The 25,101-nt window shown below is 58.0% G+C and carries 21 protein-coding genes and 1 pseudogene; 13 read left to right on the top strand and 9 right to left on the bottom strand.

The genetic code is table 11. The features are described 5' to 3' along the window. Nucleotides 1-176: 176 nt before the first annotated feature. Complete coding sequence (locus FQ187_RS13995; protein ID WP_149629941.1) at nucleotides 177-2,768, bottom strand: glycosyltransferase; 2,592 nt, start codon at nucleotides 2,766-2,768, stop codon at nucleotides 177-179. Nucleotides 2,769-2,995: 227 nt separating this feature from the next. Here FQ187_RS13995 and tcdA point away from each other — a divergent pair, with 227 nt between their 5' ends. Further along, the gene (gene tcdA / locus FQ187_RS13990) at nucleotides 2,996-3,802 is read left to right on the top strand and encodes a tRNA cyclic N6-threonylcarbamoyladenosine(37) synthase TcdA (protein WP_371925543.1); all 807 of its coding nucleotides are present in this window, start codon (nucleotides 2,996-2,998) and stop codon (nucleotides 3,800-3,802) included. Nucleotides 3,803-3,842: 40 nt separating this feature from the next. Here the strand turns inward: tcdA and FQ187_RS13985 are convergent, their stop codons facing one another. The 4 genes from FQ187_RS13985 to FQ187_RS13970 all read right to left on the bottom strand — a co-directional run bounded on the left by FQ187_RS13985 (nucleotide 3,843) and on the right by FQ187_RS13970 (nucleotide 6,956). After that, nucleotides 3,843-4,247: a SufE family protein gene (locus FQ187_RS13985; protein WP_149629939.1), complete on the bottom strand. Its 405-nt coding sequence runs from the start codon at nucleotides 4,245-4,247 to the stop codon at nucleotides 3,843-3,845. Beyond that, on the bottom strand, nucleotides 4,244-5,449 hold the full coding sequence (locus FQ187_RS13980) for an aminotransferase class V-fold PLP-dependent enzyme (RefSeq protein WP_149629938.1): 1,206 nt from the start codon (nucleotides 5,447-5,449) through the stop codon (nucleotides 4,244-4,246). The genes FQ187_RS13985 and FQ187_RS13980 overlap by 4 nt, the downstream gene beginning before the upstream one ends. Before the next feature lie 76 nt (nucleotides 5,450-5,525). Further along, nucleotides 5,526-6,560, bottom strand: coding sequence for a 2,3,4,5-tetrahydropyridine-2,6-dicarboxylate N-succinyltransferase (dapD, locus tag FQ187_RS13975; protein WP_149629937.1), 1,035 nt, complete (start codon nucleotides 6,558-6,560; stop codon nucleotides 5,526-5,528). 33 nt (nucleotides 6,561-6,593) lie between these two features. Then, on the bottom strand, nucleotides 6,594-6,956 hold the full coding sequence (locus tag FQ187_RS13970; protein ID WP_149629936.1) for an ArsC family reductase: 363 nt from the start codon (nucleotides 6,954-6,956) through the stop codon (nucleotides 6,594-6,596). 194 nt (nucleotides 6,957-7,150) lie between these two features. On the opposite strand from FQ187_RS13970, the pseudogene FQ187_RS13965 reads away from it, so the two are divergent. Further along, nucleotides 7,151-7,405: pseudogene (locus FQ187_RS13965) on the top strand (Na+/H+ antiporter); the annotation flags it as partial. Between the two features lie 39 nt (nucleotides 7,406-7,444). Here FQ187_RS13965 and FQ187_RS13960 read toward each other — a convergent pair. The 4 genes from FQ187_RS13960 to map all read right to left on the bottom strand — a co-directional run bounded on the left by FQ187_RS13960 (nucleotide 7,445) and on the right by map (nucleotide 13,115). Further along, a complete protein-coding gene (locus tag FQ187_RS13960; RefSeq protein ID WP_149629935.1) occupies nucleotides 7,445-8,176 on the bottom strand; it encodes a M12 family metallopeptidase in 732 nt (243 codons plus the stop codon). 165 nt (nucleotides 8,177-8,341) lie between these two features. Next, nucleotides 8,342-9,541: a succinyldiaminopimelate transaminase gene (gene dapC / locus FQ187_RS13955; protein ID WP_149629934.1), complete on the bottom strand. Its 1,200-nt coding sequence runs from the start codon at nucleotides 9,539-9,541 to the stop codon at nucleotides 8,342-8,344. 43 nt (nucleotides 9,542-9,584) lie between these two features. Further along, nucleotides 9,585-12,287, bottom strand: coding sequence for a [protein-PII] uridylyltransferase (locus FQ187_RS13950; protein ID WP_149629933.1), 2,703 nt, complete (start codon nucleotides 12,285-12,287; stop codon nucleotides 9,585-9,587). Nucleotides 12,288-12,332: 45 nt separating this feature from the next. Further along, nucleotides 12,333-13,115, bottom strand: a complete 783-nt coding sequence (gene map / locus FQ187_RS13945) for a type I methionyl aminopeptidase (protein ID WP_149629932.1) — start codon at nucleotides 13,113-13,115, stop codon at nucleotides 12,333-12,335. Nucleotides 13,116-13,488: 373 nt separating this feature from the next. Between map and rpsB the strand changes: the two genes are divergently transcribed. The 11 genes from rpsB to lpxD all read left to right on the top strand — a co-directional run bounded on the left by rpsB (nucleotide 13,489) and on the right by lpxD (nucleotide 25,017). After that, entirely contained in the window at nucleotides 13,489-14,226 is a 738-nt protein-coding gene (rpsB, locus tag FQ187_RS13940) for a 30S ribosomal protein S2 (protein WP_003219330.1), read from the top strand. 192 nt (nucleotides 14,227-14,418) lie between these two features. Then, nucleotides 14,419-15,282, top strand: coding sequence for a translation elongation factor Ts (tsf, locus tag FQ187_RS13935; RefSeq protein ID WP_033056302.1), 864 nt, complete (start codon nucleotides 14,419-14,421; stop codon nucleotides 15,280-15,282). Nucleotides 15,283-15,491: 209 nt separating this feature from the next. Continuing rightward, complete coding sequence (pyrH, locus tag FQ187_RS13930; protein ID WP_003172271.1) at nucleotides 15,492-16,235, top strand: UMP kinase; 744 nt, start codon at nucleotides 15,492-15,494, stop codon at nucleotides 16,233-16,235. Further along, the gene (gene frr, locus FQ187_RS13925) at nucleotides 16,232-16,789 is read left to right on the top strand and encodes a ribosome recycling factor (protein WP_033056300.1); all 558 of its coding nucleotides are present in this window, start codon (nucleotides 16,232-16,234) and stop codon (nucleotides 16,787-16,789) included. The genes pyrH and frr overlap by 4 nt, the downstream gene beginning before the upstream one ends. 13 nt (nucleotides 16,790-16,802) lie before the next feature. Then, nucleotides 16,803-17,558: a polyprenyl diphosphate synthase gene (uppS, locus tag FQ187_RS13920; RefSeq protein WP_149629931.1), complete on the top strand. Its 756-nt coding sequence runs from the start codon at nucleotides 16,803-16,805 to the stop codon at nucleotides 17,556-17,558. Continuing rightward, a complete protein-coding gene (locus FQ187_RS13915; RefSeq protein ID WP_149629930.1) occupies nucleotides 17,558-18,364 on the top strand; it encodes a phosphatidate cytidylyltransferase in 807 nt (268 codons plus the stop codon). Before uppS ends, FQ187_RS13915 begins: the two co-directional genes overlap by 1 nt. Then, nucleotides 18,361-19,551 (top strand): 1-deoxy-D-xylulose-5-phosphate reductoisomerase, encoded by a 1,191-nt coding sequence (ispC, locus tag FQ187_RS13910; RefSeq protein WP_129441621.1) that lies wholly within the window; start codon nucleotides 18,361-18,363, stop codon nucleotides 19,549-19,551. Before FQ187_RS13915 ends, ispC begins: the two co-directional genes overlap by 4 nt. 53 nt (nucleotides 19,552-19,604) lie before the next feature. Continuing rightward, complete coding sequence (gene rseP / locus FQ187_RS13905; protein WP_149629929.1) at nucleotides 19,605-20,957, top strand: sigma E protease regulator RseP; 1,353 nt, start codon at nucleotides 19,605-19,607, stop codon at nucleotides 20,955-20,957. 74 nt (nucleotides 20,958-21,031) lie between these two features. Further along, entirely contained in the window at nucleotides 21,032-23,410 is a 2,379-nt protein-coding gene (gene bamA / locus FQ187_RS13900) for an outer membrane protein assembly factor BamA (protein WP_149629928.1), read from the top strand. A 45-nt stretch (nucleotides 23,411-23,455) separates the two neighbouring features. After that, nucleotides 23,456-23,959, top strand: coding sequence for an OmpH family outer membrane protein (locus FQ187_RS13895; RefSeq protein ID WP_010462812.1), 504 nt, complete (start codon nucleotides 23,456-23,458; stop codon nucleotides 23,957-23,959). Nucleotides 23,960-23,961: 2 nt separating this feature from the next. Further along, nucleotides 23,962-25,017: a UDP-3-O-(3-hydroxymyristoyl)glucosamine N-acyltransferase gene (gene lpxD, locus FQ187_RS13890; protein WP_149629927.1), complete on the top strand. Its 1,056-nt coding sequence runs from the start codon at nucleotides 23,962-23,964 to the stop codon at nucleotides 25,015-25,017. Nucleotides 25,018-25,101: the final 84 nt, after the last annotated feature.

The raw sequence follows: 25,101 nt of genomic DNA, 5'->3' as shown, positions 1-25,101 counted from the left end.
GCGGTGTGTCAGTCAGCATAAAAGTTGATTGTTACACCGCATTCGCGAGCAAGCCCGCTCCCACAGGTTTTGAGTACGGTCAGAAAGACCGTATATCACGCCAAGGCCTGCAAAATGGCGGTTATCTTAAAGCAAAACGGCGGCCATTGGCCGCCGTTTAGTACATCTGGAACGATTTAGACCGCCGGAGCCGTCTCGCCCTCGACCGCCGGTTTCGGCAGCGAAGACAAGAACGCCATGATCAGCGCCGCCAGGTATGGCAACGATTGCACAAGCAACATCGTCACCCAGAAGCGCATGTCGTTGCTCGGCAGGCCGTTCACCAGGAAAATCCCCAGCGCCGCGCTCCACAACAGCAGCATGATGAACATTTCTTCGCGAGCTTCCGAAATCGCCACCCAGAAGCCGTGGTTATCCGCGTTTTTCGGGGTGCGGAAGAACGGAATGCTGCTGGTGAAAAAACCGTACAGCACCGCTTTGGCGATGGTGTGCGACAACGCCAGACCGGCCAGTGCCGCGCAGAAAGCGTCCTTGAGGTTGACCCCCACCGCACGACGGTAGAGGAAGATGATCTTGCCAACCTTGAACACGAACAGCGCCAATGGCGGGATTGCGAAAATCAACAACGGTGGATCGACCCGCTGCGGCACGATGATCATCGCTGCCGACCACAACAGGGCGCCGACGGTGAAGAAGATGTTCATGCCATCCGCCACCCACGGCAACCAGCCCGCGAGGAAGTGGTAACGCTGGCCACGGGTCAGCTCGGTGTCCTTGCCGCGCAACAGACTGGCGGTGTGACGCTTGATGATCTGAATCGCTCCATAAGCCCAGCGGAAACGCTGTTTCTTGAAGTCGATAAAGGTATCGGGCATCAGGCCTTTGCCGTAGCTGGTGTGGTAATACGCCGCTGACAAGCCTTTTTCGAATACACGCAGCCCCAACTCGGCGTCTTCACAGATGCACCAGTCAGCCCAACCCAGTTCTTCGAGCACCGAGCGCCGGGTCATGGTCATGGTGCCGTGCTGGATGATTGCGTCACGGTCGTTACGGGTAACCATGCCGATGTGGAAGAAACCTTTGTATTCGGCGTAGCAGAGCTTCTTGAAGGTGCTTTCGTTCTGATCGCGGTAATCCTGCGGCGACTGCACCACGGCGATTTTCGGATCGGCGAAGTGCGGCACCATGTGTTTGAGCCAGTTCGGGTCGACGCAGTAGTCCGAGTCGATCACCGCAATCACTTCGGCATCCTTGGCGGTGTGCGGAATCAGATAATTCAGCGCGCCGCCCTTGAAGCCGGCCAATGGCGCGACGTGGAAGAACTTGAAGCGCGGGCCGAGGGTTTCGCAATAATCGCGCACCGGTTCCCAGACCGCCGGGTCCTTGGTGTTGTTGTCGATGATCAGGACTTCGAAGTCCGGATAATCGAGGTTGGCCAAGGCGTTGAGGGTCTGTTTGACCATCTCCGGCGGCTCGTTGTAGCAAGGCACGTGAATCGAGACTTTCGGTCGGTAGTCCGAATCGCCGACCACCGGCAGGAATTCACGCCGGCGTTTGTGGGTCCAGACCGCTTCGGCCAGTTCATGCGCCTCGGTCAGCAGCACGATAAACACCCCGAGTGCGCCGAGGGCAAGCAAGAAACCCACCGTCAGGCTGAACCAGGTGCTGTATTGCTGACTGTAGTCGTAACCGATCCACACCAGCACCGAACCACAGAGGAACGCGGTGAAGGTCAGGAAGGTGCGGCCACGTTGACGCAGGGCCGAGCCGTCGATCATCAGCAGGGTCAGGGACAGCAGAGCCAACACCACCGAACCGATGGCCAGCACACGCCATTGCGGGATCGCGACGACCGGGCCTTCAAAGTTGAATTTCTGCTGGCGCGCGGCGTTGAAAACGCCCCAGTAAGCGCCCACGGAACCTTCGTCACTGGCCTTCCACGGTTGGTCAAAGGCTTCGATCACGAAGTAGTTGAAGCCCTGGCGATTGAGCTTGTTGACCAAGGTCCGCAGATAAATCGCCTGGTCTGCCGGCGACGCGTCGGCGCCACCGTGCATACGGCCGTTGCTCGGCCAGCCGACTTCCGACAGCAGCAGCGGTTTTTTCGGGAACATCTTTTTCAGGTCACGGGCCCGGTCGAGTACGAACTGCCCGGACTGCTCCATCGGAACATGTTCCCAGTACGGCAGGACGTGGGCGGCGATCAGGTCGACGTGCTTGGCCAGGCTCGGGTTTTCTTCCCAGACGTGCCATTGCTCCGAGGTCGTCACCGGTACTTTCACTGCCGCGCGGACGCGATCAAGGATCACGCTCAGTTCGGCGGCGGTAATTTCCTTACGGAAGATCGCCTCGTTACCGACCACGACGCGAACCACGCTGCGGGAGGTATTGGCCAGGTCAATGGCGCGCAGGATTTCACGCTCGTTGCGTTCCAGGTCCGGGCTGATCCAGATACCCAACGTCACGCGCAAACCGAATTCTTCGGCGAGCTTGGGAATATCCCCCAGGCTGCCATCGACCGAGTAAGTGCGGATGTTGTCCGTCAGCTTGGTCATGATCTCCAGATCGCGACGCATTTCATCGTCGGTCGGATATTGCTCTTTTTGCGGGTACTGCCCTTGCTGGAACGGCGAGTACGAAAAGCCGGAGATCTGCTCAGGCCAGTTGGGGGCGGTGACCGGGCGATTGATCAGCGCCCAGAAGCCGGTAAACAAGGCTGCGATGGCGAGCACCACGACCAGGTTGAGTCCAAATTTACGCGATGACATAGCTTTTTCGGGTTCCAAAGGCTGTGGAACGAAGGAACGGTTTGCGGCTGGCTGCCAGGGGCAGGGGCGCGCATCCTACACTGGAGGTTCTCTGACCGTACAGCGAACAGGGAAACGCCCGACATTGGGCACTCTGGTTTCACATAAGTTCTTACACTTGTCGCTGGAAGGTTAAAAGTTCTCGCACTGTGGCCCTATAATGCGCGCCGGTTTTTGGGGTAATGGTCATGAGTACAGAAGATCCACGGTTTGCAGGCATCGCCCGTTTGTATGGCATCGACGGCCTGGAGCGCTTGCGCGCGGCCCACGTGGCGATTGTCGGCGTCGGTGGCGTCGGTTCCTGGGCGGCGGAAGCGGTTGCCCGTTGTGGCGTGGGCGAGATTTCACTGTTCGACCTGGACGACGTCTGCGTCAGCAACGCCAACCGTCAGTTGCACGCGCTGGACAGCACCGTCGGCAAACCCAAGGTTGACGTGATGGCCGAGCGCCTGCGCGGGATCAACCCGGACTGCACCGTGCACGCGGTGGCGGATTTCGTCACCCGCGAGACCATGGCCGAGTACATCACGCCGAACATCGACTGCGTCATCGATTGCATCGACAGCGTCAACGCCAAGGCTGCGCTGATCGCCTGGTGCAAACGCCGCAAGATCCAGATCATCACCACCGGCGGCGCGGGCGGGCAGATTGATCCGACGCTGATTCAGGTTTGCGATTTGAACCGGACCTTCAATGATCCGTTGGCTTCGAAAGTGCGCTCGACCTTGCGCCGGGATTACAACTTCTCACGCACCGTGACCCGCCATTACAGCGTGCCGTGCGTGTTTTCCACCGAACAACTGCGCTACCCAAAACCGGATGGCAGCATTTGCTTGCAGAAGAGTTTTGTCGGTGATGGTGTGAAGCTGGACTGCGCGGGTGGTTTTGGGGCAGTGATGATGGTGACGGCGACGTTTGGCATGGTCGCGGCGACCAAGGCTGTGGATAAGATTGTTGCGGGTGTGCGGCGTCCGGCGGATCGGGTCAAGCCTTAGGTTTAAGGTTGCTGCTGACGGCCTCTTCGCGAGCAGGCGATTAACCAGCCAACTCATTCATCCGCTGTAGCACTGCATTAAGGCCATTACTGCGCGACGGAGATAACTGACGGCTCAGTCCAAGCTGGTTAAACCACTCCGGCAAATCCACCTGCTGCAACTCAACCGCCGACAACCCGTTAACCCGCGCCAGCAGCAACGCCACCAGCCCGCGAATCAACCGCGCATCGCTGCTTGCGGCAAAATTCCAGTGACCATCCTGCAATTCACCTACCAACCACACCTGGCTTTCACAGCCATGCACGCGGTTGGCGTCGATTTTATCCACATCGCTCAACGCTGGCAGACGCTCGCCCCACTGCATCAACAGCCGCGCCCGCTGTTCCCAACCGGCAGCATTCTGAAAAGTCTCCAGCGCCGTAGTCGCATCGGCAGGCAGGTTCATCGCAACAACTCCAGCGCCTGATCCAGCGCTTCAAAGAACCGCTCCAAGTCATCGGAATCGTTGTACAGCGCCAAGGACACCCGGATCGCCCCGGCCAGTTCAAAACGCTTGAGCAGCGGCATGGCGCAATGATGACCGGCGCGCACCGCGATCCCCTGTTCGGTCAGCAAATGCGCCAAATCAGAGTTATGCACACCCTCGACGACAAAACTGGCCAGCGCCAGTTGCGGCTTGCCCAGCAACCGAATGCCGTTGCGCGCTTCAAGGCCTTTGAGCAAATAGTCATGCAGCGCTGCTTCATGGGCGCAAACCGCGTCCTGATCGAGCCCAGCAAGATAATCCAGCGTCGCCCCCAAACCAATCACACCGGCAATCGGCGGCGTACCCGCCTCAAAACCCAGTGGCGCCGGGCGGAACCGTGCGCTGTGGTAATCCGCATCCAGCACCATTTCGCCGCCGAATTGCCAGTGGCGCAGTTGCTCAAGCGCTTCATTGCGACCGAACAGCACGCCCAGACCATCGGGGCCGTAGAGCTTGTGGCTGGAGAACACATAAAAGTCGCAGCCCAGCGCCTGCACGTCGTGCCGGCCATGAACCACGCCTTGGGCGCCATCGACCACGGTCAGCGCGTTATGCGCCTTGGCCATCGTCAAGAGGGCGGGCAACGGCTGCCAGGCGCCGAGAACGTTGGACAGCTGACTGACCGCCAGCAAGCGGGTGCGTGGACCGATCAACTGCGCGGCGGCATCAAGGTCGATCAAACCGTCGGCGTCCAGTGGCAGGATCACCAGCTTCAGGTCGCGACGGTGGGCCAGTTGCTGCCACGGCAACAGATTGGCGTGATGCTCCAGGGCGCTGATGACAACTTCATCGCCCGGATTGAAAAGATGTTCCAGGCCATAAGCCAGGAGGTTCAGCGCAGATGTTGCGCCATGGGTAAAGATGATCTGCCCGCAATCGCCGGCATTGAGCCAATGGGCGACTTTGCTGCGGCTGGCCTCGAACGCCTGGGTGGCGTGGGCGCCGGGCAGGTGTTGCGCCCGATGCACGTTGGCCGCGCCGTTGGCGTAGTAATGCGCCAGGGCATCCAGCAGGGCTTGAGGTTTTTGCGTGGTGGCGGCGTTGTCCAGATACGTCTGGTCTTGCCGTTGCAATGCGGCCATGGCCGGAAAATCGGCGCGCCAGGGAGAGGGTAGAAGCATGGTGGTCAAGACTCGTTTGAGCAGGCCGGGCGCTGATGATACGCGCCCGACCGCTCTACTAACATCGAGTCGCTGCTTAGTTGTGAGCGTGCAGCGCTTCGTTCAGTTCGATGGCCGATTTGTGGGTTTTGCATTCCACGGCACCGGTCTCCGAATTGCGACGGAACAGCAGGTCAGGTTGACCGGCTAGTTCGCGCGCCTTCACGACTTTGACCAGTTTGTTGTTTTCGTCCAGCAGCGCCACTTTAGTACCAGCGGTTACGTACAGGCCCGACTCAACGGTGTTGCGATCGCCCAATGGAATGCCGATACCGGCATTCGCGCCGATCAGGCAGCCTTCGCCAACCTTGATCACGATGTTACCGCCGCCCGACAGGGTGCCCATGGTCGAGCAACCGCCGCCCAGGTCCGAACCCTTGCCGACGAATACGCCAGCGGAAACGCGGCCTTCGATCATGCCCGGGCCTTCGGTGCCGGCGTTGAAGTTGACGAAACCTTCGTGCATCACGGTGGTGCCTTCGCCGACATAGGCGCCCAGACGAATACGTGCCGCGTCAGCGATACGCACGCCGGCCGGAACCACGTAGTCGGTCATTTTCGGGAATTTGTCCACCGAGAACACTTCCAGCAACTCGCCACGCAGACGGGCTTCCAGTTGATGCTCGGCCAGTTCGGTCAGGTCGATCGCGCCCTGGCTGGTCCATGCCACGTTCGGCAGCAGCGGGAACACACCGGCCAGGTTCAGGCCGTGCGGCTTGACCAGACGATGGGACAGCAGGTGCAGTTTGAGGTAGGCCTCAGGGGTGGAGGTCAACTGAGCGTCTTCGGCCAGAATGGTCGCGACCAGCGGCTTGTGGCTCTCGGCCAGACGGGTCAGCAAGGCAGCCTGGGCAGCGTCGACGCTTTTCAGGGCTTCAGCCAGTTGCGACGCCTGAGCGGTGGTGAAGGCGATGGCCTGATTGCCTTCGGTGTAGCCCAGAACTGGCGCGATGGCAGCGATCAGTTCGGCCGACGGGTTGAGCAGTGGCTGCGCGTAAAACACTTCCAGCCATGCGCCTTGACGATTTTGAGTGCCGACACCAAAGGCCAGGCTGAACAGGGTAGTGGACATGTTGATACCTCTAACAAAATGGAACGGGCTGCCTTACTTGAGCGCTGCCGCGTAGATATCTGGCTTGAAGCCAATCAGGGTTCGGTCACCGAGATCAAGCACCGGGCGCTTGATCATCGAGGGTTGTGCGAGCATCAGTTCGATGGCTTTCGGCTGGTCGAGATCGGCTTTGCGTTCGTCGTCGAGCTTGCGAAAGGTCGTGCCTGCACGGTTCAACACCACTTGCCAGCCGTGCTCGTCGCACCATTGGGTCAGGTGTTCACGGTCGATTCCGGCCGCTTTGTAATCATGGAAGTTATAGCTGACAGCGTGTTCATCGAGCCAGGTGCGCGCCTTTTTCATGGTGTCGCAGGCTTTGATGCCGAAAAGGTGCAACGTTTTGCTTGAAACGGTCAAGGAATTGCCCCCTTTGCAGGTGCTGGAAGTAAAAGGTGACGGATTATGCCATGACCGGACGGTTTCGCGTCGGTCGTGGTCGGGTTTGTCTTTTTGTCTTGGTTATCAGCGGTCCTGTGCGACATTGGTGCAACGGTCAGTCGGTAGTTTAAGCGGCTAATATGGCACTTCAATGCTGTCGATTGTCTGGGAACCTGGCCGCCGAACTCAAGGCAAGGATCATGTCCGAGTATCTTCATCAACTGGAAGTGTTCAACGATTCGGCGCAAGCCCAGGCGCTGGCGTTTCAGATGGACTTGCTGGAGCGGCGTCTGCGGTTGGAGACGCTGCGAGCGCAGCGCCTGTAGTTGTATAAGCTCAGCCGTCATCACCAGATTGGTGATGACGTGTTACGAGAAGTGTTGGGTGCGCTGGACTTGAGTGAGGCCAATCTTGGGCTAGTTAAATAGTCTAACCGTGCGCACTCGAATCTATGGATAGCTTGATTGCTAACGTTTGGGATAAAGCAACTTCATCAGTTTTTTATCTTTTTTACTTATCTTTCGGTTGATAGGGATTTCCCAATTGCCCAGTGTCAGCGTGTTAGCGACCGGGTGGTGCATAATGGATTTTCTGTCGTACGGCGTATAAATCGCTTCAAGTGTATTGAAGGGCTCAAAGAGATTTCTATCGATTTGCTCTTTGGTCAATGGATTCATCTCTCTATTCTGGTAGAGCTCATACACCTTCGGTTTATCCCAGGGAATATTGGCTTCGGGGTGTTGATGTTCGTGCATTGCTCCCAAGGCGTGACCAAATTCGTGAGTCACAATCACCTCGAAGTCTTCATGCTCGGGTTTGACCCCCAGGTTCATGGTCGGCCAGTCGGGGTGAATCAACAACGCGTCGGTGCCCAGCATTGAACTGTTGTCATTGTTCCTGGTGGCGATCCGGATCTCGCCCTGCAAATCATCGACGAACTCAAACTTGAGATTGATATACGGCAGCCATTGGCTGGCGGCGTCGATAATCTTCTGTTTGTGCTCCGCGTCGGGGCCATCGATAAAAGCGATTTTGAGCGTGCGTCCGTTTGCCCAGAGTTTCGAATAATTGATCAGCGAGCGCTTGCGCCGAGTACCGGTTGCGGAACCTGCGTTATCAGGATTCTCGTTTACAGCAGCGTCGTAGGATTGTTGATCATCGGGCCATTGGATGAGGTTGCAGTCTTCAATACTGTTCATTGGCTACTTCTTCCATGAAGTTCGGTAAAAATTGTGTGGGTGCGCACAGTAATGCGCTACATGAGAGTAAGAGGGCTCTGCAGTTCAGTGAACTTTAATTTTGGCTGAAGTGTAACTGGCTGTATGGGAGGCCCGCACTGCGTTGCACAGTTCGGGCCGGGATACTTAATTATTACGAGTAATAAAGTCGCGAATTCTCTTCGCCGCTTCTACGCATTCGGCCAACGGAGCGACTAGCGCCATGCGCACGCGACCAGCTCCCGGATTAGCGCCGTCAACTTCACGGGACAGATAAGAACCCGGCACCACCGTCACATGCTCTTCAGTAAAAAGATCACGGCAGAACGCTTCATCATCACCGTCAACGCTTGGCCATAAGTAGAAACCGCCATCCGGACGCTGCACGTCCATCACAGGGCTGAGGATTTCCAGCACCGCATCGTACTTCTCGCGGTACAGCGCACGGTTGGCGCGCACATGCACTTCGTCATTCCACGCGGCAACACTGGCCAATTGGGTCTGAACCGGCATCGCGCAGCCGTGGTAGGTGCGATACAGCAGGAAGCCTTTGAGAATGTCGGCATCACCGGCCACGAAGCCCGAACGCAGGCCCGGCAGGTTGGAACGCTTGGACAGGCTGTGGAACACCACGCAGCGCTTGAAGTCCTTGCGGCCCAGTTCCACGCAGGCGCTGAGCAGGCCGGCCGGCGGGGCTTGTTCGTCGAAGTACAGTTCGCTGTAGCACTCGTCGGCGGCGATCACAAAGTCGTATTCGTCGGCCAGGGCGATCAGTTTCTTCAGGGTTTCGACCGGGATCAGTGCGCCGGTCGGGTTGCCCGGGGAGCACAGGAACAGGATCTGGCAGCGTTTCCAGATGTCCGGTGAAACAGCGTCGAAATCCGGGTTGAAGCCGTTTTCATCCAGGCATGGCAGGTAATGCGGCTTGGCACCGGCAAGGAACGCTGCACCTTCGTAGATCTGATAGAACGGGTTCGGGCTGACCACCAGCGCATCGTCGCCACGGTTGACCACGGTCTGGGTGAAGGCGAACAGCGCTTCACGAGTGCCGTTGACCGGCAGCACATTGCGCGCCGGGTCGAGCCAGCCGTTCGGAACGCTGAAACGACGTTCGCACCACGCGGCGATGGCTTCACGCAGGGCCGCAATGCCGAGGGTGGTCGGGTACACGGCCATCTTATCCAGATTGCTTGCCAGGGCTTCGGCGACAAAGCTTGGCGAACGGTGTTTCGGCTCGCCAATGGACAGCGCAATGGCACGCTTGTCCGGGTTTGGCGTGACGCTGCCGAGCAGGGCGCGGAGCTTCTCGAACGGGTAGGGCTGCAACTGGTTCAGAGCGTTGTTCATCGGTACGGGGTCTCGTTCAAAGCGGCTGAATCCTGACGCGCAATCAGATGCTGATGCGCGACAGTTTGATATCGGGTTCGTTACTGACGCTCAGCTGTTCGACGATTGCATCCTGCAAGCGGCTGCACAGCAATGGGTCGGACAACGGCTGGTTGTTCGCGTCGGTGATGAAGAATACGTCCTCCACGCGCTCGCCCAAGGTGGCGATCTTGGCGTTCTGTAGCGACAGGTCGAACTCCAGGAAGATCGTGCCGATGCGTGCGAGCAGGCCCGGGCGATCGGGGGCGCTGAGTTCCAGTACGGTCACCGGACGCTGGGCGTCGTTGTGGATCGTCACCTGTGGCGCAAACGCGAAATGCTTGAGCTGGCGCGGTACCCGACGCTGAATGATGGTCGGGTAGTCGTCCGGGTTGCGCAGGGCCTCGGTCAGGCCCTCGCGAATCTGTTTGACCCGCGCCGGGTTATCGCCGATCGAGTCGCCGTCGGTGTCGAGCACGATGTAGGTGTCGAGGGTGAACTGGCTGCTGGAGGTGATGACCCGGGCGTCGTGAATGTTCAGGTTGAGCTGGTCCATCGCGGCCACGGTCACGGCGAAGAAGTCGTGCTGGTCCGGTGCGTAGATGAAAATCTGTGTGCCGCCTTCGAACTCGCGCTGAGTAGTTTCCTTGATCAGCACCAGCGGCCCGCCGTCGGCCGGCTGCTGGAGGATCGCGTCACTGTGCCAGGCCACGTCGCCGGCGGTGTGGCGCAGGAAGTAGTCATCGCCCAATTGCGCCCACAGCTGCTCGACGTCGTCCGGATCGGTGCCGCCGCGCACCAGAATGTCCAGTGCTGCGCTCTGTGTCTGGCGGATCTGCTCTTCGCGGTCCATCGGGTTTTCCAGGCCGCGACGCAAGGCACGCTTGGTCTCGGTGTAGAGCTGACGCAGCAGGCTGGCGCGCCAGGAATTCCACAGCGTCGGGTTGGTTGCGTTGATGTCGGCGACGGTCAGAACGTACAGATAATCGAGGTGGGTTTCGTCGCCGACGATCTGCGCGAAATCGTGGATGACTTGTGGGTCGGACAAGTCCTTGCGCTGGGCAGTGGTCGACATCACCAAATGGTTCTGCACCAGCCAGACGATCAGGCGGCTGTCCCACACCGGCAACTGATGGCGCTGGCAAAAGGCTTCGGCATCCACAGCGCCAATTTCCGAGTGGTCGCCATGCCGGCCCTTGCCGATGTCGTGGTACAGGCCTGCCAGGTAGATCAGCTCGGGTTTGGGCAGTTTGCCCATGAGCTTGCTGGCCAGCGGGAATTTTTCCGACACTTGGGTGTACTGCAACTTACGCAGATGTTTGATCAGGTTCAGGGTGTGAGCGTCGACCGTATAGATGTGAAACAGGTCGTGCTGCATCTGCCCGACGATGAAGCCGAACTCCGGCAAGTAGCGCCCGAGGATGCCGTAACGGTTCATCCGTCGCAGGTTGCGGTGGATGCCGATCTTGCACTTGAACAGTTCGATAAACAGGCTGGTATTGCGGATGTCGTTGCGGAAATCGTCGTCGATCAGGTGGCGGTTTTCTCGCAGCAGACGAATGGTGTCGGCGCGCACGCCTTTGATTTCCGGCTGCTGGGCCATCAGTACGAAGATTTCCAGCATGGCGAACGGTGTGCGGCGGAATACGTTGTCGTTGCGCGCCTCGATGTAACCGTCGTGCAGCTGGAATCGCGAGTTGATCGGCTGCGGCGGCGCTTCGTCTTCAGGCGCGAGAATGACTTCCTCGAAGTGCTGGATGATCAGGTCGCTGAGCTGGGCAATGCTCATGACCACCCGGTAATACTGCTGCATGAAGTTTTCGATGGCTTGCTTGGCGTCATCGCCCTTGAAGCCCAGCAGCCCGGCAATGGTGCGCTGGTGATCAAACAGCAAGCGGTCTTCGGAACGGCCGGCGAGCATGTGCAGGGCGTAACGAACCTTCCACAGGAATTCCTGGGAGGAGGCCAGCAGGGCATTTTCGCTCTCGACCAGGAAACCTTCGCCGGCCAGGGCCCGCAGGTTCAGGGTGCCGTATTCACGACGGGCAACCCACAGAATCGTCTGAATATCCCGTAGGCCGCCGGGCGAGCCTTTGACGTTGGGTTCCAGGTTGTATTCGGTGTCGTTGTACTTGTGGTGACGGGCCTTCTGCTCGGCGCGTTTGGCCAGGAAGAATTCCTTGCTCGGCCACATGTGCGCGGTGCTGGTGACGTCCAGCATGCGCTGACGCAGGCGCTCGGGGCCACAGATGGTGCGGCTTTCCATCAGATTGGTGACCACAGTCAGGTCGGCGCGGGCCTCCTGGACGCATTCGTCCACCGAACGAACGCTCTGGCCCACTTCCAGGCCAATGTCCCACAACAGCGTCAGAAAACGCTCGATGGAATCTCGGAAAACTTCGTGATCGGCGCTGTCCAGCAGGATCAGCAAATCGATGTCGGAATAAGGGTGTAGCTCGCCGCGACCGTAGCCGCCGACCGCGACCAGCGCGATGTCGGCTTCGGAACTCAAGCTGAACTGCTCCCAGGCCTTTTGCAGGATGTTATCGACGAACCAGGCGCGATCCTCGATCAACCGGCGAATCTCGCGGCCGCTGCGAAAGCGCTCGTCGAGCACCTCGCGGGCCTGGCGAATTGCCTTCTTGAAGGCCGCGATCGGGCTTGCCTTCAGGGCCAGTTCAGCCTGGAACTGGCCTCGGTCGAAGAGTTCGGGATCCACCTGCGGCATCGATTGGCTTTCCTGTCTATAAGGCTGAGGTGCTGCGCGCCCGGATCAGGCCGAAACGCGCGGGATGGTGTCGTCGGCGCGCAGGGTGAAGATCTCGTAACCGGTTTCGGTCACCAGCAGGGTGTGTTCCCACTGTGCCGACAGCTTGCGGTCCTTGGTGATCGCGGTCCAGCCGTCGCCCAAGACCTTGGTGTCGGCCTTGCCCTGGTTGATCATCGGCTCGATGGTGAAGGTCATGCCGGCTTTCAGTTCCATGCCGGTGCCGGCGCGGCCGTAGTGCAGGATCTGCGGCTCTTCGTGGAACACCTTGCCGATGCCGTGACCACAGAATTCGCGAACCACGGAAAAACCGTTCTTTTCAGCGTGCTTCTGAATCACTTCGCCGATGTCGCCCAGGCGGCAGCCGGGTTTGACGATTTCGATGGCCTTGTACATGCATTCCTGAGTGATCTGCGACAGGCGCTCGGCCCAGACCGGCACGGTTCCGACGTGGAACATGCGGCTGGTGTCGCCGTGGTAGCCGTCCTTGATGACGGTGACGTCGATGTTCAGCGTATCGCCATCCTTCAAGGCCTTCTCGTTCGGAATGCCGTGGCAGACCACGTGATTGATCGAGGTGCAGATCGACTTCGGGAAACCCTTGTAGTTGAGCGGGGCAGGGATGGCTTTCTGCTCGTTGACGATGTAGTCGTGGCAGATGCGGTCCAGTTCTTCTGTGGTAATGCCCGGCTTGACATGTTCGGCAATCATTTCCAGCACATCGGCGGCCAGTTTGCCGGCGATGCGCATTTTTGCGATGTCCTCGGGGGTTTTGAGGGTGACGGTCATACAGGCTCTCTCTGCGCTCGATGGCGCCTTCTAAAACGGAATGGGCGTTGCGCGGTCGATCTTCGCGGCCCTGAAAAACGCGATTCTAACAGACGAGCAGCGCAAATCTGAGCCTCTGTACATCGCTTCTCCTTATAGAATGGCGCATTCTTGGAGGATTCCAAGGGCTGGAACCAAAGCACGCGCCAGGATTTAACAATCCGGGTTCCGTTTTTTTCAGCCTTGTGATATAAAATGCGCCGCTTTCCGGGGATCCCCTGAAAAGCCTAAATCCACACACGTGTCGACACGATGACCTGGGTGCCTTCAGCTGATGCTGCTGGTTGGTCATTGGGATACGTGGAGGCCAAACCCGACTTATTAAGGAACTATCATGTCCCAAGTCAACATGCGCGATATGCTGAAGGCCGGTGTGCACTTCGGTCACCAGACCCGTTACTGGAACCCGAAAATGGGTAAATACATTTTCGGCGCGCGTAACAAGATCCACATCATCAACCTTGAAAAAACCCTGCCAATGTTCAACGAAGCTCTGACTTTCGTAGAGCGTCTGGCCCAGGGCAAAAACAAGATTCTGTTCGTCGGCACCAAGCGTTCCGCTGGCAAGATCGTTGCTGAAGAAGCAGCACGTTGCGGTTCGCCGTACGTCGATCACCGCTGGTTGGGCGGCATGCTGACCAACTTCAAAACCATCCGTGCTTCCATCAAGCGTCTGCGTGACCTTGAAGTGCAAGCCGAAGACGGTACTTTCGCCAAGCTGACCAAGAAAGAAGCGCTGATGCGCACTCGCGATCTTGAGAAGCTCGATCGTTCCCTGGGTGGTATCAAGGACATGGGCGGTCTGCCAGACGCTCTGTTCGTTATCGACGTTGATCACGAGCGCATCGCGATCACCGAAGCCAACAAGCTGGGCATCCCGGTTATCGGCGTAGTCGATACCAACAGCAGCCCGGAAGGCGTTGACTACATCATCCCAGGCAACGATGACGCAATCCGCGCTATCCAGCTGTACATGGGTTCGATGGCTGACGCTGTAATCCGCGGTCGCAACCACGTTGCTGGCGGCACCGAGCAGTTCGTTGAAGAAGCTCCGGTAGCAGCAGCTGAGTAATTGACGCCTTGGCGTTGACTCAGTAAGCAAAAAGGGGGCTTGGCCCCCTTTTTGCCACCTCGAAAACCGTTTGTCGGCAGCGCAGTTACAGCCTTTGTAACCTGCAGCAGCCAGCAAGGGTGGTTCGGGAAGAATTGATCGCCCGTTCGATCGGGTGGAATGGTTGAAAACCTATCCAAGAGGAATTTTGAAATGGCAGAGATTACTGCAGCGTTGGTCAAAGAACTGCGCGAGCGTACTGGCGAAGGCATGATGGACTGCAAAAAGGCCTTGACCAAGGCTGGCGGCGACATCGAAAAAGCCATTGATGACATGCGTGCTTCGGGCGCCATCAAGGCTGCCAAGAAAGCTGGCAACGTTGCCGCTGAAGGCGCGATCGCTTTGAAGGAAGACGGTAAATCCGCCGTTCTGCTGGAAGTGAACTCGCAGACCGACTTCCTGGCTTTGCAGGATGACTTCAAGGCATTTGTCGCTTCCAGCGTTGAAAAAGCGTTCGCTGACAAACTGACTGACGTTGCTCCGCTGATCGCAGCTCAAGAAGCCGATCGCCTGGTTCTGGTCGGCAAGGTTGGCGAAAACGTCAACATCCGTCGCCTGGCTCGCGTTGAAGGTGACGTTGTTGGTGGTTACCTGCACGGCAACAAGATCGGTGTTGTGGTTGCCCTCAAAGGCGGCAGCGTTGAGCTGGCCAAAGACATCGCCATGCACGTAGCGGCGACCAACCCTGAATTCCTGCTGCCATCGGAAGTTTCCGCTGAAGCGGTCGAGCGTGAGAAAGGCGTGTTCCTGACCCTCAACGCTGACAAGATCGCCGGCAAGCCGGAAAACATCGTTGAAAACATGGTCAAAGGTCGTATCAGCAAGTTCCTGGCTGAAGCGAGCCTGGTTGAGCAGGCGTTCGTCAAGAACCCTGAAATCAAGGTTGGCGAACTGGCCAAGAAAGCCGGTGCTGAAATCGTTTCCTTCACCTACTTCAAAGTAGGCGATGGCATCGAGAAGCCGGTCGACAACTTCGCTGAAGAAGTTGCTGCCCAGCTGGCTGCCGCCAAGCAATAAGACGGTTTTTAACTGTCGCCCTGAAGAGGCTGCCCGCTCACGCGCGCAGCCTCTTTTCAGATGGGGCACCAATTTTTAATTGGTTTCCTTTTGGAACTGGCTTACAAAGCCATGTTCCGATGGCGCTGAAGCAGCGCCAAGTTAGAGTGAACGCCAGCTGTAAACAGCTCGCAAAGAATTTTTAAAATACGCCGCAGGAGAGATTCGCAATGGCTCAGCAGGGCAGTGGTTATCAGGCTCGCTATAAACGCATTCTACTCAAGCTTAGCGGCGAGGCCCTGATGGGCTCGGAAGAGTTCGGGATCGATCCGAAAGTTCTGGATCGCATGGCGCTGGAAGTCGGCCAACTGGTTGGCATCGGTGTTCAGGTCGGTCTGGTGATCGGTGGCGGTAACCTGTTCCGCGGTGCAGCGCTGAGCGCGGCCGGCATGGATCGGGTCACCGGTGACCACATGGGTATGCTGGCCACTGTGATGAACGCCCTGGCCATGCGCGATGCGCTGGAACGTGCCAATATCTCGGCCATCGTAATGTCGGCCATTTCCATGGTTGGCGTAACCGATCACTATGATCGCCGCAAAGCCATGCGCCACTTGAACGCCAAGGAAGTCGTGATTTTCGCGGCCGGTACCGGCAATCCGTTCTTCACCACGGATTCGGCAGCATGCTTGCGTGCAATCGAAATCGATGCCGATGTCGTGCTCAAGGCGACCAAGGTCGATGGCGTCTACACCGCTGACCCATTCAAAGACCCGCATGCCGAGAAGTTCGATCATCTGACTTACGATGAAGTGCTGGATCGCAAGCTGGGCGTGATGGATCTGACCGCCATTTGCCTGTGCCGCGACCACAAGATGCCGTTGCGCGTATTTAACATGAACAAGCCCGGCGCCCTGCTGAACATCGTGCACGGCGGCGCTGAAGGGACCCTGATCGAGGAAGGCCAACAATGATCAACGAAATCAAGAAAGACGCTAAAGAGCGTATGCAGAAATCCGTCGAGTCGCTGATGCACAACTTCGGCCGTATTCGTACGGGCCAGGCGCATCCAAGCATTCTGGAAGGCGTGATGGTGCCGTATTACGGTTCCGACACTCCGATCAAACAGGTGGCGAACATCACCGTCAAAGACGCCCGTACCCTGCAAGTCGTTGCCTTTGAGCGCAACATGCTGGGTGCTGTCGACAAAGCCATCGGTAGCGCGGGTTTGAACCTCAACCCGACCAACCTGGGTGAATTGCTGCTGATCTCCATGCCGGCCCTGACCGAAGAAACCCGTAAGGGCTTCACCAAGCAGGCTCGCGATGTCGCTGAAGATGCCCGTGTTGCGGTGCGCAACATCCGTCGTGATGCGAACAGCCAGCTCAAGGATCTGGTCAAGGAAAAAGAAATCAGCGAAGACGAAGAGCGCCGCGCCACTGGCGAGATCGATGACCTGACCAAAAAGTTCGTGGCTGAAATCGACGCGAATCTGGCGCAGAAAGAAAAAGACCTGATGGCCGTATAAGGGTCGCGTTTTCATGGAAAAGACCAAGCAGACTGCGCCGTCCGCGGTGCCGCGCCATGTCGCGATCATCATGGATGGTAATAATCGCTGGGCGAAAAAGCGCTTTATGCCGGGTGTCGCCGGTCATAAAGCGGGCGTGGATGCGGTTCGTGCGGTGATCGAGGTGTGCGCCGAGGCCGGGGTCGAAGTATTGACCCTGTTCGCCTTCTCCAGCGAGAACTGGCAGCGCCCGGCCGACGAGGTCAGCGCCTTGATGGATCTGTTCTTCAAGGCATTGCGTCGCGAGGCCAAGCGCCTGAACGAAAACAACATCAGTTTGCGCATCATTGGCGACCGTTCGCGCTTTCATCCAGAGCTTCAAGCTGCCATGCGTGAAGCTGAAGCAATGACGGCGGGCGCCAATCGCTTCGTTCTGCAGATCGCAGCCAACTACGGCGGTCAGTGGGACATCGCGCAAGCCGCACAGCGCCTGGCGCGGGAAGTTCAGGCCGGGCACCTGCGTCCGGAAGACATTACCCCGGAACTGTTGCAAACCTGTCTGGCTACCGGCGATTTGCCGTTGCCGGACTTGTGCATCCGTACCGGAGGCGAGCACCGCATCAGTAACTTCCTGCTGTGGCAACTGGCTTACGCCGAGTTGTACTTCTCCGACCTGTTCTGGCCGGACTTCAAACACGATGCCATGCGTACCGCGCTGGCCGATTTTGCTTCTCGGCAGCGCCGCTTCGGTAAAACGAGCGAGCAGGTCGAGGCTGGAGCCCGGTTTTAATGCTTAAACAACGAATCATCACCGCACTGATCCTGCTGCCGATTGCCCTGTGCGGGTTTTTCCTGCTCGAAGGCACCGGTTTTGCGCTGTTCATCGGGCTGGTCGTGACCCTCGGTGCATGGGAGTGGGCGCGCCTGGCGGGCTTCACTGAGCAGCCGATCCGCATTGTCTATGCGGCTGTGGTTGCGTTGATGCTGTTTGTCATGCATATCCTGCCTGGGCTCGCGCCTTGGGTATTGGGCGCGTCGGTACTTTGGTGGGGCGTTGCAACCTATCTGGTGCTGACTTATCCGCGCTCCAGCGAACTTTGGTCCAGCGCTGCCTGCAAGCTGGTGATCGGTCTGCTGATCCTGCTGCCCGCCTGGCAAGGTCTGATTCAGATCAAGCAGGAGTCTTTGGGCAACTGGCTGATCATGGCGGTGATGGTGCTGGTCTGGGGTGCTGATATCGGTGCTTACTTCTCCGGCCGGGCCTTTGGCAAGCGCAAGCTGGCGCCACAGGTCAGTCCCGGCAAAAGCTGGGAGGGCGTCTATGGCGGCCTCGCGGTGAGTCTGGTCATTACTGTCATTGTCAGTCTGGTTCGAGACTGGACGGTGGCGCAGCTGTTCAAAGGTCTGATGGGGGCAGCCATCATCGTGTTCATCTCGGTGGTGGGTGATCTCACCGAAAGCATGTTCAAGCGTCAGTCCGGGATCAAGGACAGCAGTAATCTGCTGCCGGGTCATGGCGGCGTGCTGGATCGTATCGACAGCCTGACTGCAGCGATTCCGGTATTTGCGGTTCTGCTGTGGATGGCGGCACCGTGAGCCGCCCGCAGCAGATTACCGTCCTGGGGGCGACCGGTTCGATTGGTCTGAGCACGCTTGACGTCATCGCTCGCCATCCCGAGCGTTATCAGGTTTTCGCCTTGAGCGGTTTCACCCGTCTGAGCGAGCTGTTGGCGCTGTGTGTTCGTCATACGCCGCGGTTCGCCGTGGTACCTGAGGCGGGTGCTGCCCGAGGCTTGCAGGACGACTTACGCGCCGCAGGCCTGCCGACCCGCGTGTTGGTGGGGGAGGAGGGCCTGTGTCAGGTTGCTTCCGATCCTGAGGTCGATGCGGTCATGGCGGCCATCGTTGGCGCTGCGGGTTTGCGACCGACTCTGGCGGCGGTCGAGGCTGGCAAGAAAATCCTCCTGGCCAACAAAGAAGCACTGGTGATGTCCGGTGCGCTGTTCATGCAGGCGGTGCGCAAGAGTGGTTCGGTGTTGCTGCCGATCGACAGTGAGCACAACGCGATTTTCCAGTGCATGCCACAGGATTTCGCTCGTGGACTGAGTGCCGTCGGGGTGCGTCGGATTTTACTCACGGCCTCTGGCGGTCCGTTCCGACAGACACCTATGGCTGAACTGGTGCATGTTTCCCCTGAGCAAGCGTGTGCCCACCCGAACTGGTCCATGGGGCGCAAGATTTCGGTGGATTCGGCCAGCATGATGAACAAGGGGCTGGAGTTAATCGAAGCCTGCTGGTTGTTTGATGCCAAGCCATCCCAGGTCGAAGTGGTGATTCATCCTCAAAGCGTGATTCATTCGCTGGTCGATTACATCGACGGTTCGGTATTAGCCCAGTTAGGTAACCCTGACATGCGCACACCGATCGCCAACGCGCTGGCCTGGCCGGAGCGGATCGATTCGGGTGTTGCGCCGCTGGACCTGTTTGCAATTGCGCGGCTGGACTTCCAGGCGCCTGATGAAGAGCGATTCCCGTGTCTGCGCCTTGCGCGTCAGGCGGCTGAATCCGGCAATAGTGCGCCGGCCATGCTGAATGCGGCGAATGAAGTGGCGGTCGCGGCCTTTCTCGACGGGCGGGTTCGCTACCCGGAAATCGCGAGTATCATCGAAGAAGTATTGAATCTCGAGCCCGTGGTTGCGGTTGACGATCTCGAGGCAGTGTTCACGGCCGACGCGAAAGCGCGAGTACTGGCCGAACAATGGTTGAGTCGTCACGGGCGGTAAGTGCTGCAATACGTTGACCCATGCGGCACTGGACAGGATTGCGGAGAAAGTAGATGAGCGCGCTCTATATGATTGTCGGCACCCTGGTGGCTTTGGGTGTGCTGGTCACCTTCCACGAATTCGGCCATTTTTGGGTCGCACGTCGTTGTGGGGTCAAAGTGCTGCGTTTCTCCGTGGGCTTCGGTATGCCGTTGCTGCGCTGGCGCGACAAGAAAGGCACTGAGTTCGTCGTCGCCGCGATCCCGCTGGGCGGTTACGTGAAAATGCTCGACGAGCGCGAAGGCGAAGTGCCGGCCGATCAGCTTGATCAATCCTTCAATCGCAAATCCGTCCGCCAGCGTATCGCTATCGTATCGGCGGGTCCGATTGCCAACTTTTTACTGGCGATGATTTTTTTCTGGGTGCTCGCCATGCTCGGCAGCGAGCAAGTGCGCCCGGTCATTGGTGCAGTCGAATCCGGCAGTATCGCCGCCAAGGCTGGTTTGAGCGCGGGCCAGGAAATCATTGCCATCGATGGCGAGCCGACTTCCGGCTGGGCCGCGGTGAACCTGCAGTTGGTCCGTCGTCTTGGGGAGAGCGGTTCCCTGCAGTTGCTGGTCCGCGATCAGGGTTCCACAGTGGATTCGTCCCGTGAGCTGATGCTGGATAAATGGCTCAAGGGTGCCGACGAGCCAGATCCGATTCGTTCGCTGGGTTTACGCCCTTGGCGTCCGGCGCTGCCACCGGTCCTGGCCGAACTTGACCCGAAAGGCCCGGCACAGGCTGCTGGCCTGAAGACCGGTGACCGACTGTTAGCTCTGGACGGCAAGTCGCTTGATGACTGGCAGCAGGTGGTGGACACGGTTCGTATGCACCCTGATACCAAAATCATGCTGCGCGTCGAGCGTGATAGTGCTCAAATCGACGTCCCTGTGACGCTGGCCGCTCGCGGCGAGAAGAAGGCACCCAGTGGTTATCTGGGGGCTGGGGTGAAGGCAGTTGATTGGCCGCCAGAGATGATTCGCGAAGTGAGTTATGGTCCTGTGGCCGCGATTGGAGAGGGCGCTCGACGCACTTGGACCATGAGCGTACTGACCCTCGATTCGCTCAAGAAAATGTTGTTCGGTGAGCTCTCGGTAAAAAACTTGAGTGGACCGATAACCATTGCTAAAGTGGCGGGCGCTTCTGCCCAGTCGGGTGTCGCTGATTTCCTGAATTTCCTTGCTTATCTGAGTATTAGCTTGGGAGTTCTGAATTTGTTGCCCATTCCTGTACTGGATGGGGGGCATTTGTTGTTTTATCTGATCGAGTGGGCGCGTGGTCGCCCCTTGTCGGATCGGGTGCAGGGTTGGGGGATACAGATCGGTATCAGTTTGGTGATCGGGGTGATGTTGCTTGCTCTGGTCAATGATCTAAGTCGACTGTAACGCTTCGCTGAATTGCGAATCTGCCGCATTTTGCGGCAGTTTGTTTATTGCCAGTTGGAATAAGAAAGGACTTCATGAAACGTCTGCTGCTAACTGCGGTTCTCACCGTATTGATGATCGCCGAAGTTCACGCCGAGTCCTTCACTATCTCTGATATTCGCGTCAATGGCCTCCAGCGGGTCTCCGCGGGTAGCGTCTTTGGTGCTTTGCCGTTGAACGTCGGTGAACAGGCGGATGATCGTCGCCTGGTGGAATCCACTCGTGCGTTGTTCAAAACCGGTTTCTTTCAAGATATCCAGCTGGGCCGCGATGGCAACGTCCTGGTCATCACGGTAGTCGAGCGCCCGTCGGTCGCCAGTATCGAGATCGAGGGTAACAAGGCGATCTCCACTGAAGACCTGATGAAAGGCCTCAAACAATCCGGTCTGGCCGAAGGCGAGATCTTCCAGCGCGCCACCCTCGAAGGTGTGCGTAACGAGCTGCAGCGCCAATACGTCGCTCAGGGTCGCTACTCGGCTACCGTCGACACTGAAGTGGTGCCGCAGCCGCGTAACCGCGTTGCGTTGAAGGTCAATATCAACGAAGGCACCGTTGCTGCTATCCAGCACATCAACGTGGTGGGTAACACCGTCTTCCCTGATGAAGACCTGATCGACCTGTTTGAACTCAAGACCACCAACTGGCTGTCGTTCTTCAAGAACGATGACAAGTATGCTCGTGAAAAACTTTCCGGTGACCTGGAGCGTCTGCGCTCCTACTACCTGGACCGTGGCTATATCAACATGGATATCGCTTCGACCCAGGTGTCCATCACCCCGGACAAGAAACACGTCTATATCACCGTCAACGTCAACGAAGGCGAGAAGTACACCGTCCGTGACGTCAAGTTGAGCGGCGACCTGAAAGTCCCTGAAGACCAGGTCAAGTCTCTGCTGCTGGTCCAGAAAGGCCAGGTGTTCTCGCGCAAGTTGATGACCACCACGTCCGAACTGATCACCCGCCGTCTGGGTAACGAGGGTTACACCTTCGCCAACGTCAATGGCGTGCCTCAGCCTCACGATGAAGACCACACCGTCGACATCACGTTCGCCGTCGATCCGGGCAAGCGAGCTTACGTGAACCGCATCAACTTCCGTGGCAACACCAAGTCCGAAGACGAAGTGCTGCGCCGTGAAATGCGTCAGATGGAAGGCGGCTGGGCTTCGACCTACCTGATCGACCAATCCAAGACTCGTCTTGAGCGTCTGGGCTTCTTCAAGGAAGTCAACGTCGAAACACCGGCCGTGCCGGGCGTCGACGACCAGGTAGACGTGAACTACAGCGTTGAAGAACAGGCTTCTGGTTCGATTACCGCCAGCGTCGGTTTCGCCCAGAGCGCCGGTCTGATCCTCGGTGGTTCGATCACCCAGAACAACTTCCTGGGTACGGGTAACAAAGTCAGCATCGGTTTGACCCGCAGTCAATACCAGAGTCGCTATAACTTCGGTTACGTCGACCCGTACTGGACTGCTGATGGCGTGAGCCTGGGTTACAACGCGTTCTATCGCACCACTGACTACAAAGACCTCGATGTCAACGTAGCCAGCTACGCCGTAGACAGCCTGGGTGCGGGTGTCAGCGTCGGTTACCCGATCAGCGAGACTTCGCGTCTGACGTTTGGTTTGTCTGCGCAACAAGACAAGATCAAGACGGGGCAGTACACCGTCGACGAAATCTTCGACTTTGTTAACCAGGAAGGTGATCAGTACCTGAACTTCAAGGCATCGGCCGGTTGGTCTGAATCCACCTTGAACAAAGGTGTACTGGCAACCCGTGGTCACTCCCAGAGCCTTACCGCGGAAGCCACGACGCCTGGTAGCGACTTGTCGTTCTTCAAGCTCGATTACCGCGGTCAATTGTTCCAGCCGTTGTCTGAAAACTACACCATGCGTCTCCACACCGAACTGGGTTATGGCGATGGTTATGGTTCGACCAACGGCTTGCCGTTCTATGAAAACTACTATGCTGGTGGTTTCAACTCAGTTCGTGGCTTCAAGGACAGCACCCTGGGGCCTCGTAGTACGCCGAGCCGGGGCGTGAACCCCGGCACCTCAGTCGACCCGGATCAGGACCCACTGCCGTTTGGTGGTAACGTCCTGATTCAGGGTGGTGTAGAAGTTCTGTTCCCTCTGCCGTTCGTGAAAGATCAGCGTTCCTTGCGCACTTCAGTATTCTGGGACGTGGGTAATGTGTTCGATTCGACTTGCAAGCAGAGCACTAACGCCGATGGTTCGAAGTCCAACACTCAGTGTAACGATGTCAGCCTGAGCAATATGGCCAGTTCGGTAGGTGTCGGTGTGACATGGGTTACCGCCCTTGGTCCGTTGAGCTTCGCCTTGGCGATGCCGGTCAAAAAACCGGACAGCAATGCCGAGACCCAAGTGTTCCAATTCTCCCTCGGCCAGACGTTCTAAGCGTCTGACCCAAGATAACGACAATGGATTTTGTAGGAGTGCATCGTGCGTAAGTTGACTCAATTGGTTCTCCTGGCGACCGTACTGGTAGCAGGTCCGGCTTTTGCCGACATGAAAATCGCCGTTCTGAACTATCAGATGGCTCTGCTGGAATCCGACGCGGCCAAGAAGTACGCCGTTGATGCCGAGAAAAAGTTCGGCCCACAGCTGAGCAAACTCAAGACTTTGGAAAGCAGTGCCAAAGGCATCCAGGACCGTCTGATGGCCGGCGGCGACAAGATGCAGCAAGGCGAGCGTGAGCGCCTGGAACTCGAGTTCAAGCAAAAGGCCCGTGACTTCCAGTTCCAGTCCAAGGAATTGAACGAAGCTAAAGCCGTCGCCGACCGTGAAATGCTGAAGCAGCTCAAGCCGAAACTGGACAGCGCTGTGGAAGAAGTTATCAAGAAAGGTGCTTTTGACCTGGTCTTCGAGCGTGGCGCAGTGATTGATGTCAAACCTCAGTACGACATCACTCGCCAGGTTATCGAGCGCATGAATCAGCTGAAGTAACCATGACAGCGACTATAAAGCTCGGCCAATTGGCCGAGTTCCTCGGCGCCACACTGCGTGGCGACCCGGAGAAAGAAATTACTGGGCTAGCCACTTTGCAAGAGGCTGGCCCAGCTCAGTTGAGCTTTCTCGCAAACCCTCAATATCGTAAATACCTGGCTGACAGCCGGGCCGCAGCCCTGTTGCTGAAGGCCGCTGACGCTGAAGGGTTTGCAGGTGATGCGCTGGTCGTGCCTGATCCGTATCTGGCCTACGCGCGGATTTCCCATCTGTTCGATCCCAAGCCAAAGGCCGCTATCGGTGTTCATCCGACAGCCGTTGTGGCAGCGGACGCAGTGGTCGATCCGGCGGCGAGCATTGGTGCTTTTGCGGTGATCGAAAGCTGCGCACGTATTGCTGCAGGTGTGACCGTTGGCGCGCACTGCTTCATCGGTGCCCGCTGCGAGATTGGCGAGGGCGGCTGGCTGGCCCCGCGAGTCACGCTGTACCACGACGTGCGCATCGGCAAACGGGTGGTGATTCAGTCGGGTGCCGTACTCGGTGGCGAAGGTTTCGGTTTTGCCAACGAGAAAGGTGTCTGGCAAAAAATCGCCCAGATCGGTGGTGTGCTGGTCGGTGACGACGTGGAGATTGGCGTGAATACCGCTATCGATCGCGGTGCACTGGCCGATACCGTTCTGGGTAACGGGGTGAAACTCGACAACCAGATTCAGATCGCCCACAACGTCCAGGTCGGTGATCACACCGCCATGGCCGCGTGCGTGGGAATCTCCGGCAGCACCAAAATCGGCAAGCATTGCATGCTCGCCGGTGGCGTAGGGCTGGTGGGGCATATCGAAATTTGCGACAACGTTTTTATCACCGGGATGACCATGGTGACCCACTCGATTACCGAAAAGGGTTCCTATTCTTCCGGTACGGCCATGCAACCGGCAGCCGAATGGCGCAAAAGCGCGGCCCGTATCCGTCAGCTCGATGACATCGCGCGGCGTCTGCGACAGCTGGAAAAGCGTGTAGGGGAAGTGACCCCTGACGGTAATGCTTCATCAGATGGCTGATACCATTTCCATATCAAGTGTGCACAGCCGCTAGACTGCCTCCTTGATTTGCTAGAGGGGTGCGCGTCAGTCGCGCCTCCCAAT

This window comes from Pseudomonas sp. ANT_J28 (assembly GCF_008370005.1).
Classification (GTDB): domain Bacteria; phylum Pseudomonadota; class Gammaproteobacteria; order Pseudomonadales; family Pseudomonadaceae; genus Aquipseudomonas; species Aquipseudomonas frigoris.
Note: the sequence above shows the minus strand (reverse complement) of the source record. Positions and strands in the feature narration are given on the sequence as shown.

What these genes read in the sequence shown, in the direction of transcription:
- FQ187_RS13995 (WP_149629941.1), bottom strand. Translation starts at nt 2,768, where the DNA reads ATGTCATCGCGTAAATTTGGACTCAACCTGGTCGTGGTGCTCGCCATC.
- tcdA (WP_371925543.1), top strand. Translation starts at nt 2,996, where the DNA reads ATGAGTACAGAAGATCCACGGTTTGCAGGCATCGCCCGTTTGTATGGC.
- FQ187_RS13985 (WP_149629939.1), bottom strand. Translation starts at nt 4,247, where the DNA reads ATGAACCTGCCTGCCGATGCGACTACGGCGCTGGAGACTTTTCAGAAT.
- FQ187_RS13980 (WP_149629938.1), bottom strand. Translation starts at nt 5,449, where the DNA reads ATGCTTCTACCCTCTCCCTGGCGCGCCGATTTTCCGGCCATGGCCGCA.
- dapD (WP_149629937.1), bottom strand. Translation starts at nt 6,560, where the DNA reads ATGTCCACTACCCTGTTCAGCCTGGCCTTTGGTGTCGGCACTCAAAAT.
- FQ187_RS13960 (WP_149629935.1), bottom strand. Translation starts at nt 8,176, where the DNA reads ATGAACAGTATTGAAGACTGCAACCTCATCCAATGGCCCGATGATCAA.
- dapC (WP_149629934.1), bottom strand. Translation starts at nt 9,541, where the DNA reads ATGAACAACGCTCTGAACCAGTTGCAGCCCTACCCGTTCGAGAAGCTC.
- FQ187_RS13950 (WP_149629933.1), bottom strand. Translation starts at nt 12,287, where the DNA reads ATGCCGCAGGTGGATCCCGAACTCTTCGACCGAGGCCAGTTCCAGGCT.
- map (WP_149629932.1), bottom strand. Translation starts at nt 13,115, where the DNA reads ATGACCGTCACCCTCAAAACCCCCGAGGACATCGCAAAAATGCGCATC.
- rpsB (WP_003219330.1), top strand. Translation starts at nt 13,489, where the DNA reads ATGTCCCAAGTCAACATGCGCGATATGCTGAAGGCCGGTGTGCACTTC.
- tsf (WP_033056302.1), top strand. Translation starts at nt 14,419, where the DNA reads ATGGCAGAGATTACTGCAGCGTTGGTCAAAGAACTGCGCGAGCGTACT.
- pyrH (WP_003172271.1), top strand. Translation starts at nt 15,492, where the DNA reads ATGGCTCAGCAGGGCAGTGGTTATCAGGCTCGCTATAAACGCATTCTA.
- frr (WP_033056300.1), top strand. Translation starts at nt 16,232, where the DNA reads ATGATCAACGAAATCAAGAAAGACGCTAAAGAGCGTATGCAGAAATCC.
- uppS (WP_149629931.1), top strand. Translation starts at nt 16,803, where the DNA reads ATGGAAAAGACCAAGCAGACTGCGCCGTCCGCGGTGCCGCGCCATGTC.
- FQ187_RS13915 (WP_149629930.1), top strand. Translation starts at nt 17,558, where the DNA reads ATGCTTAAACAACGAATCATCACCGCACTGATCCTGCTGCCGATTGCC.
- rseP (WP_149629929.1), top strand. Translation starts at nt 19,605, where the DNA reads ATGAGCGCGCTCTATATGATTGTCGGCACCCTGGTGGCTTTGGGTGTG.
- bamA (WP_149629928.1), top strand. Translation starts at nt 21,032, where the DNA reads ATGAAACGTCTGCTGCTAACTGCGGTTCTCACCGTATTGATGATCGCC.
- lpxD (WP_149629927.1), top strand. Translation starts at nt 23,962, where the DNA reads ATGACAGCGACTATAAAGCTCGGCCAATTGGCCGAGTTCCTCGGCGCC.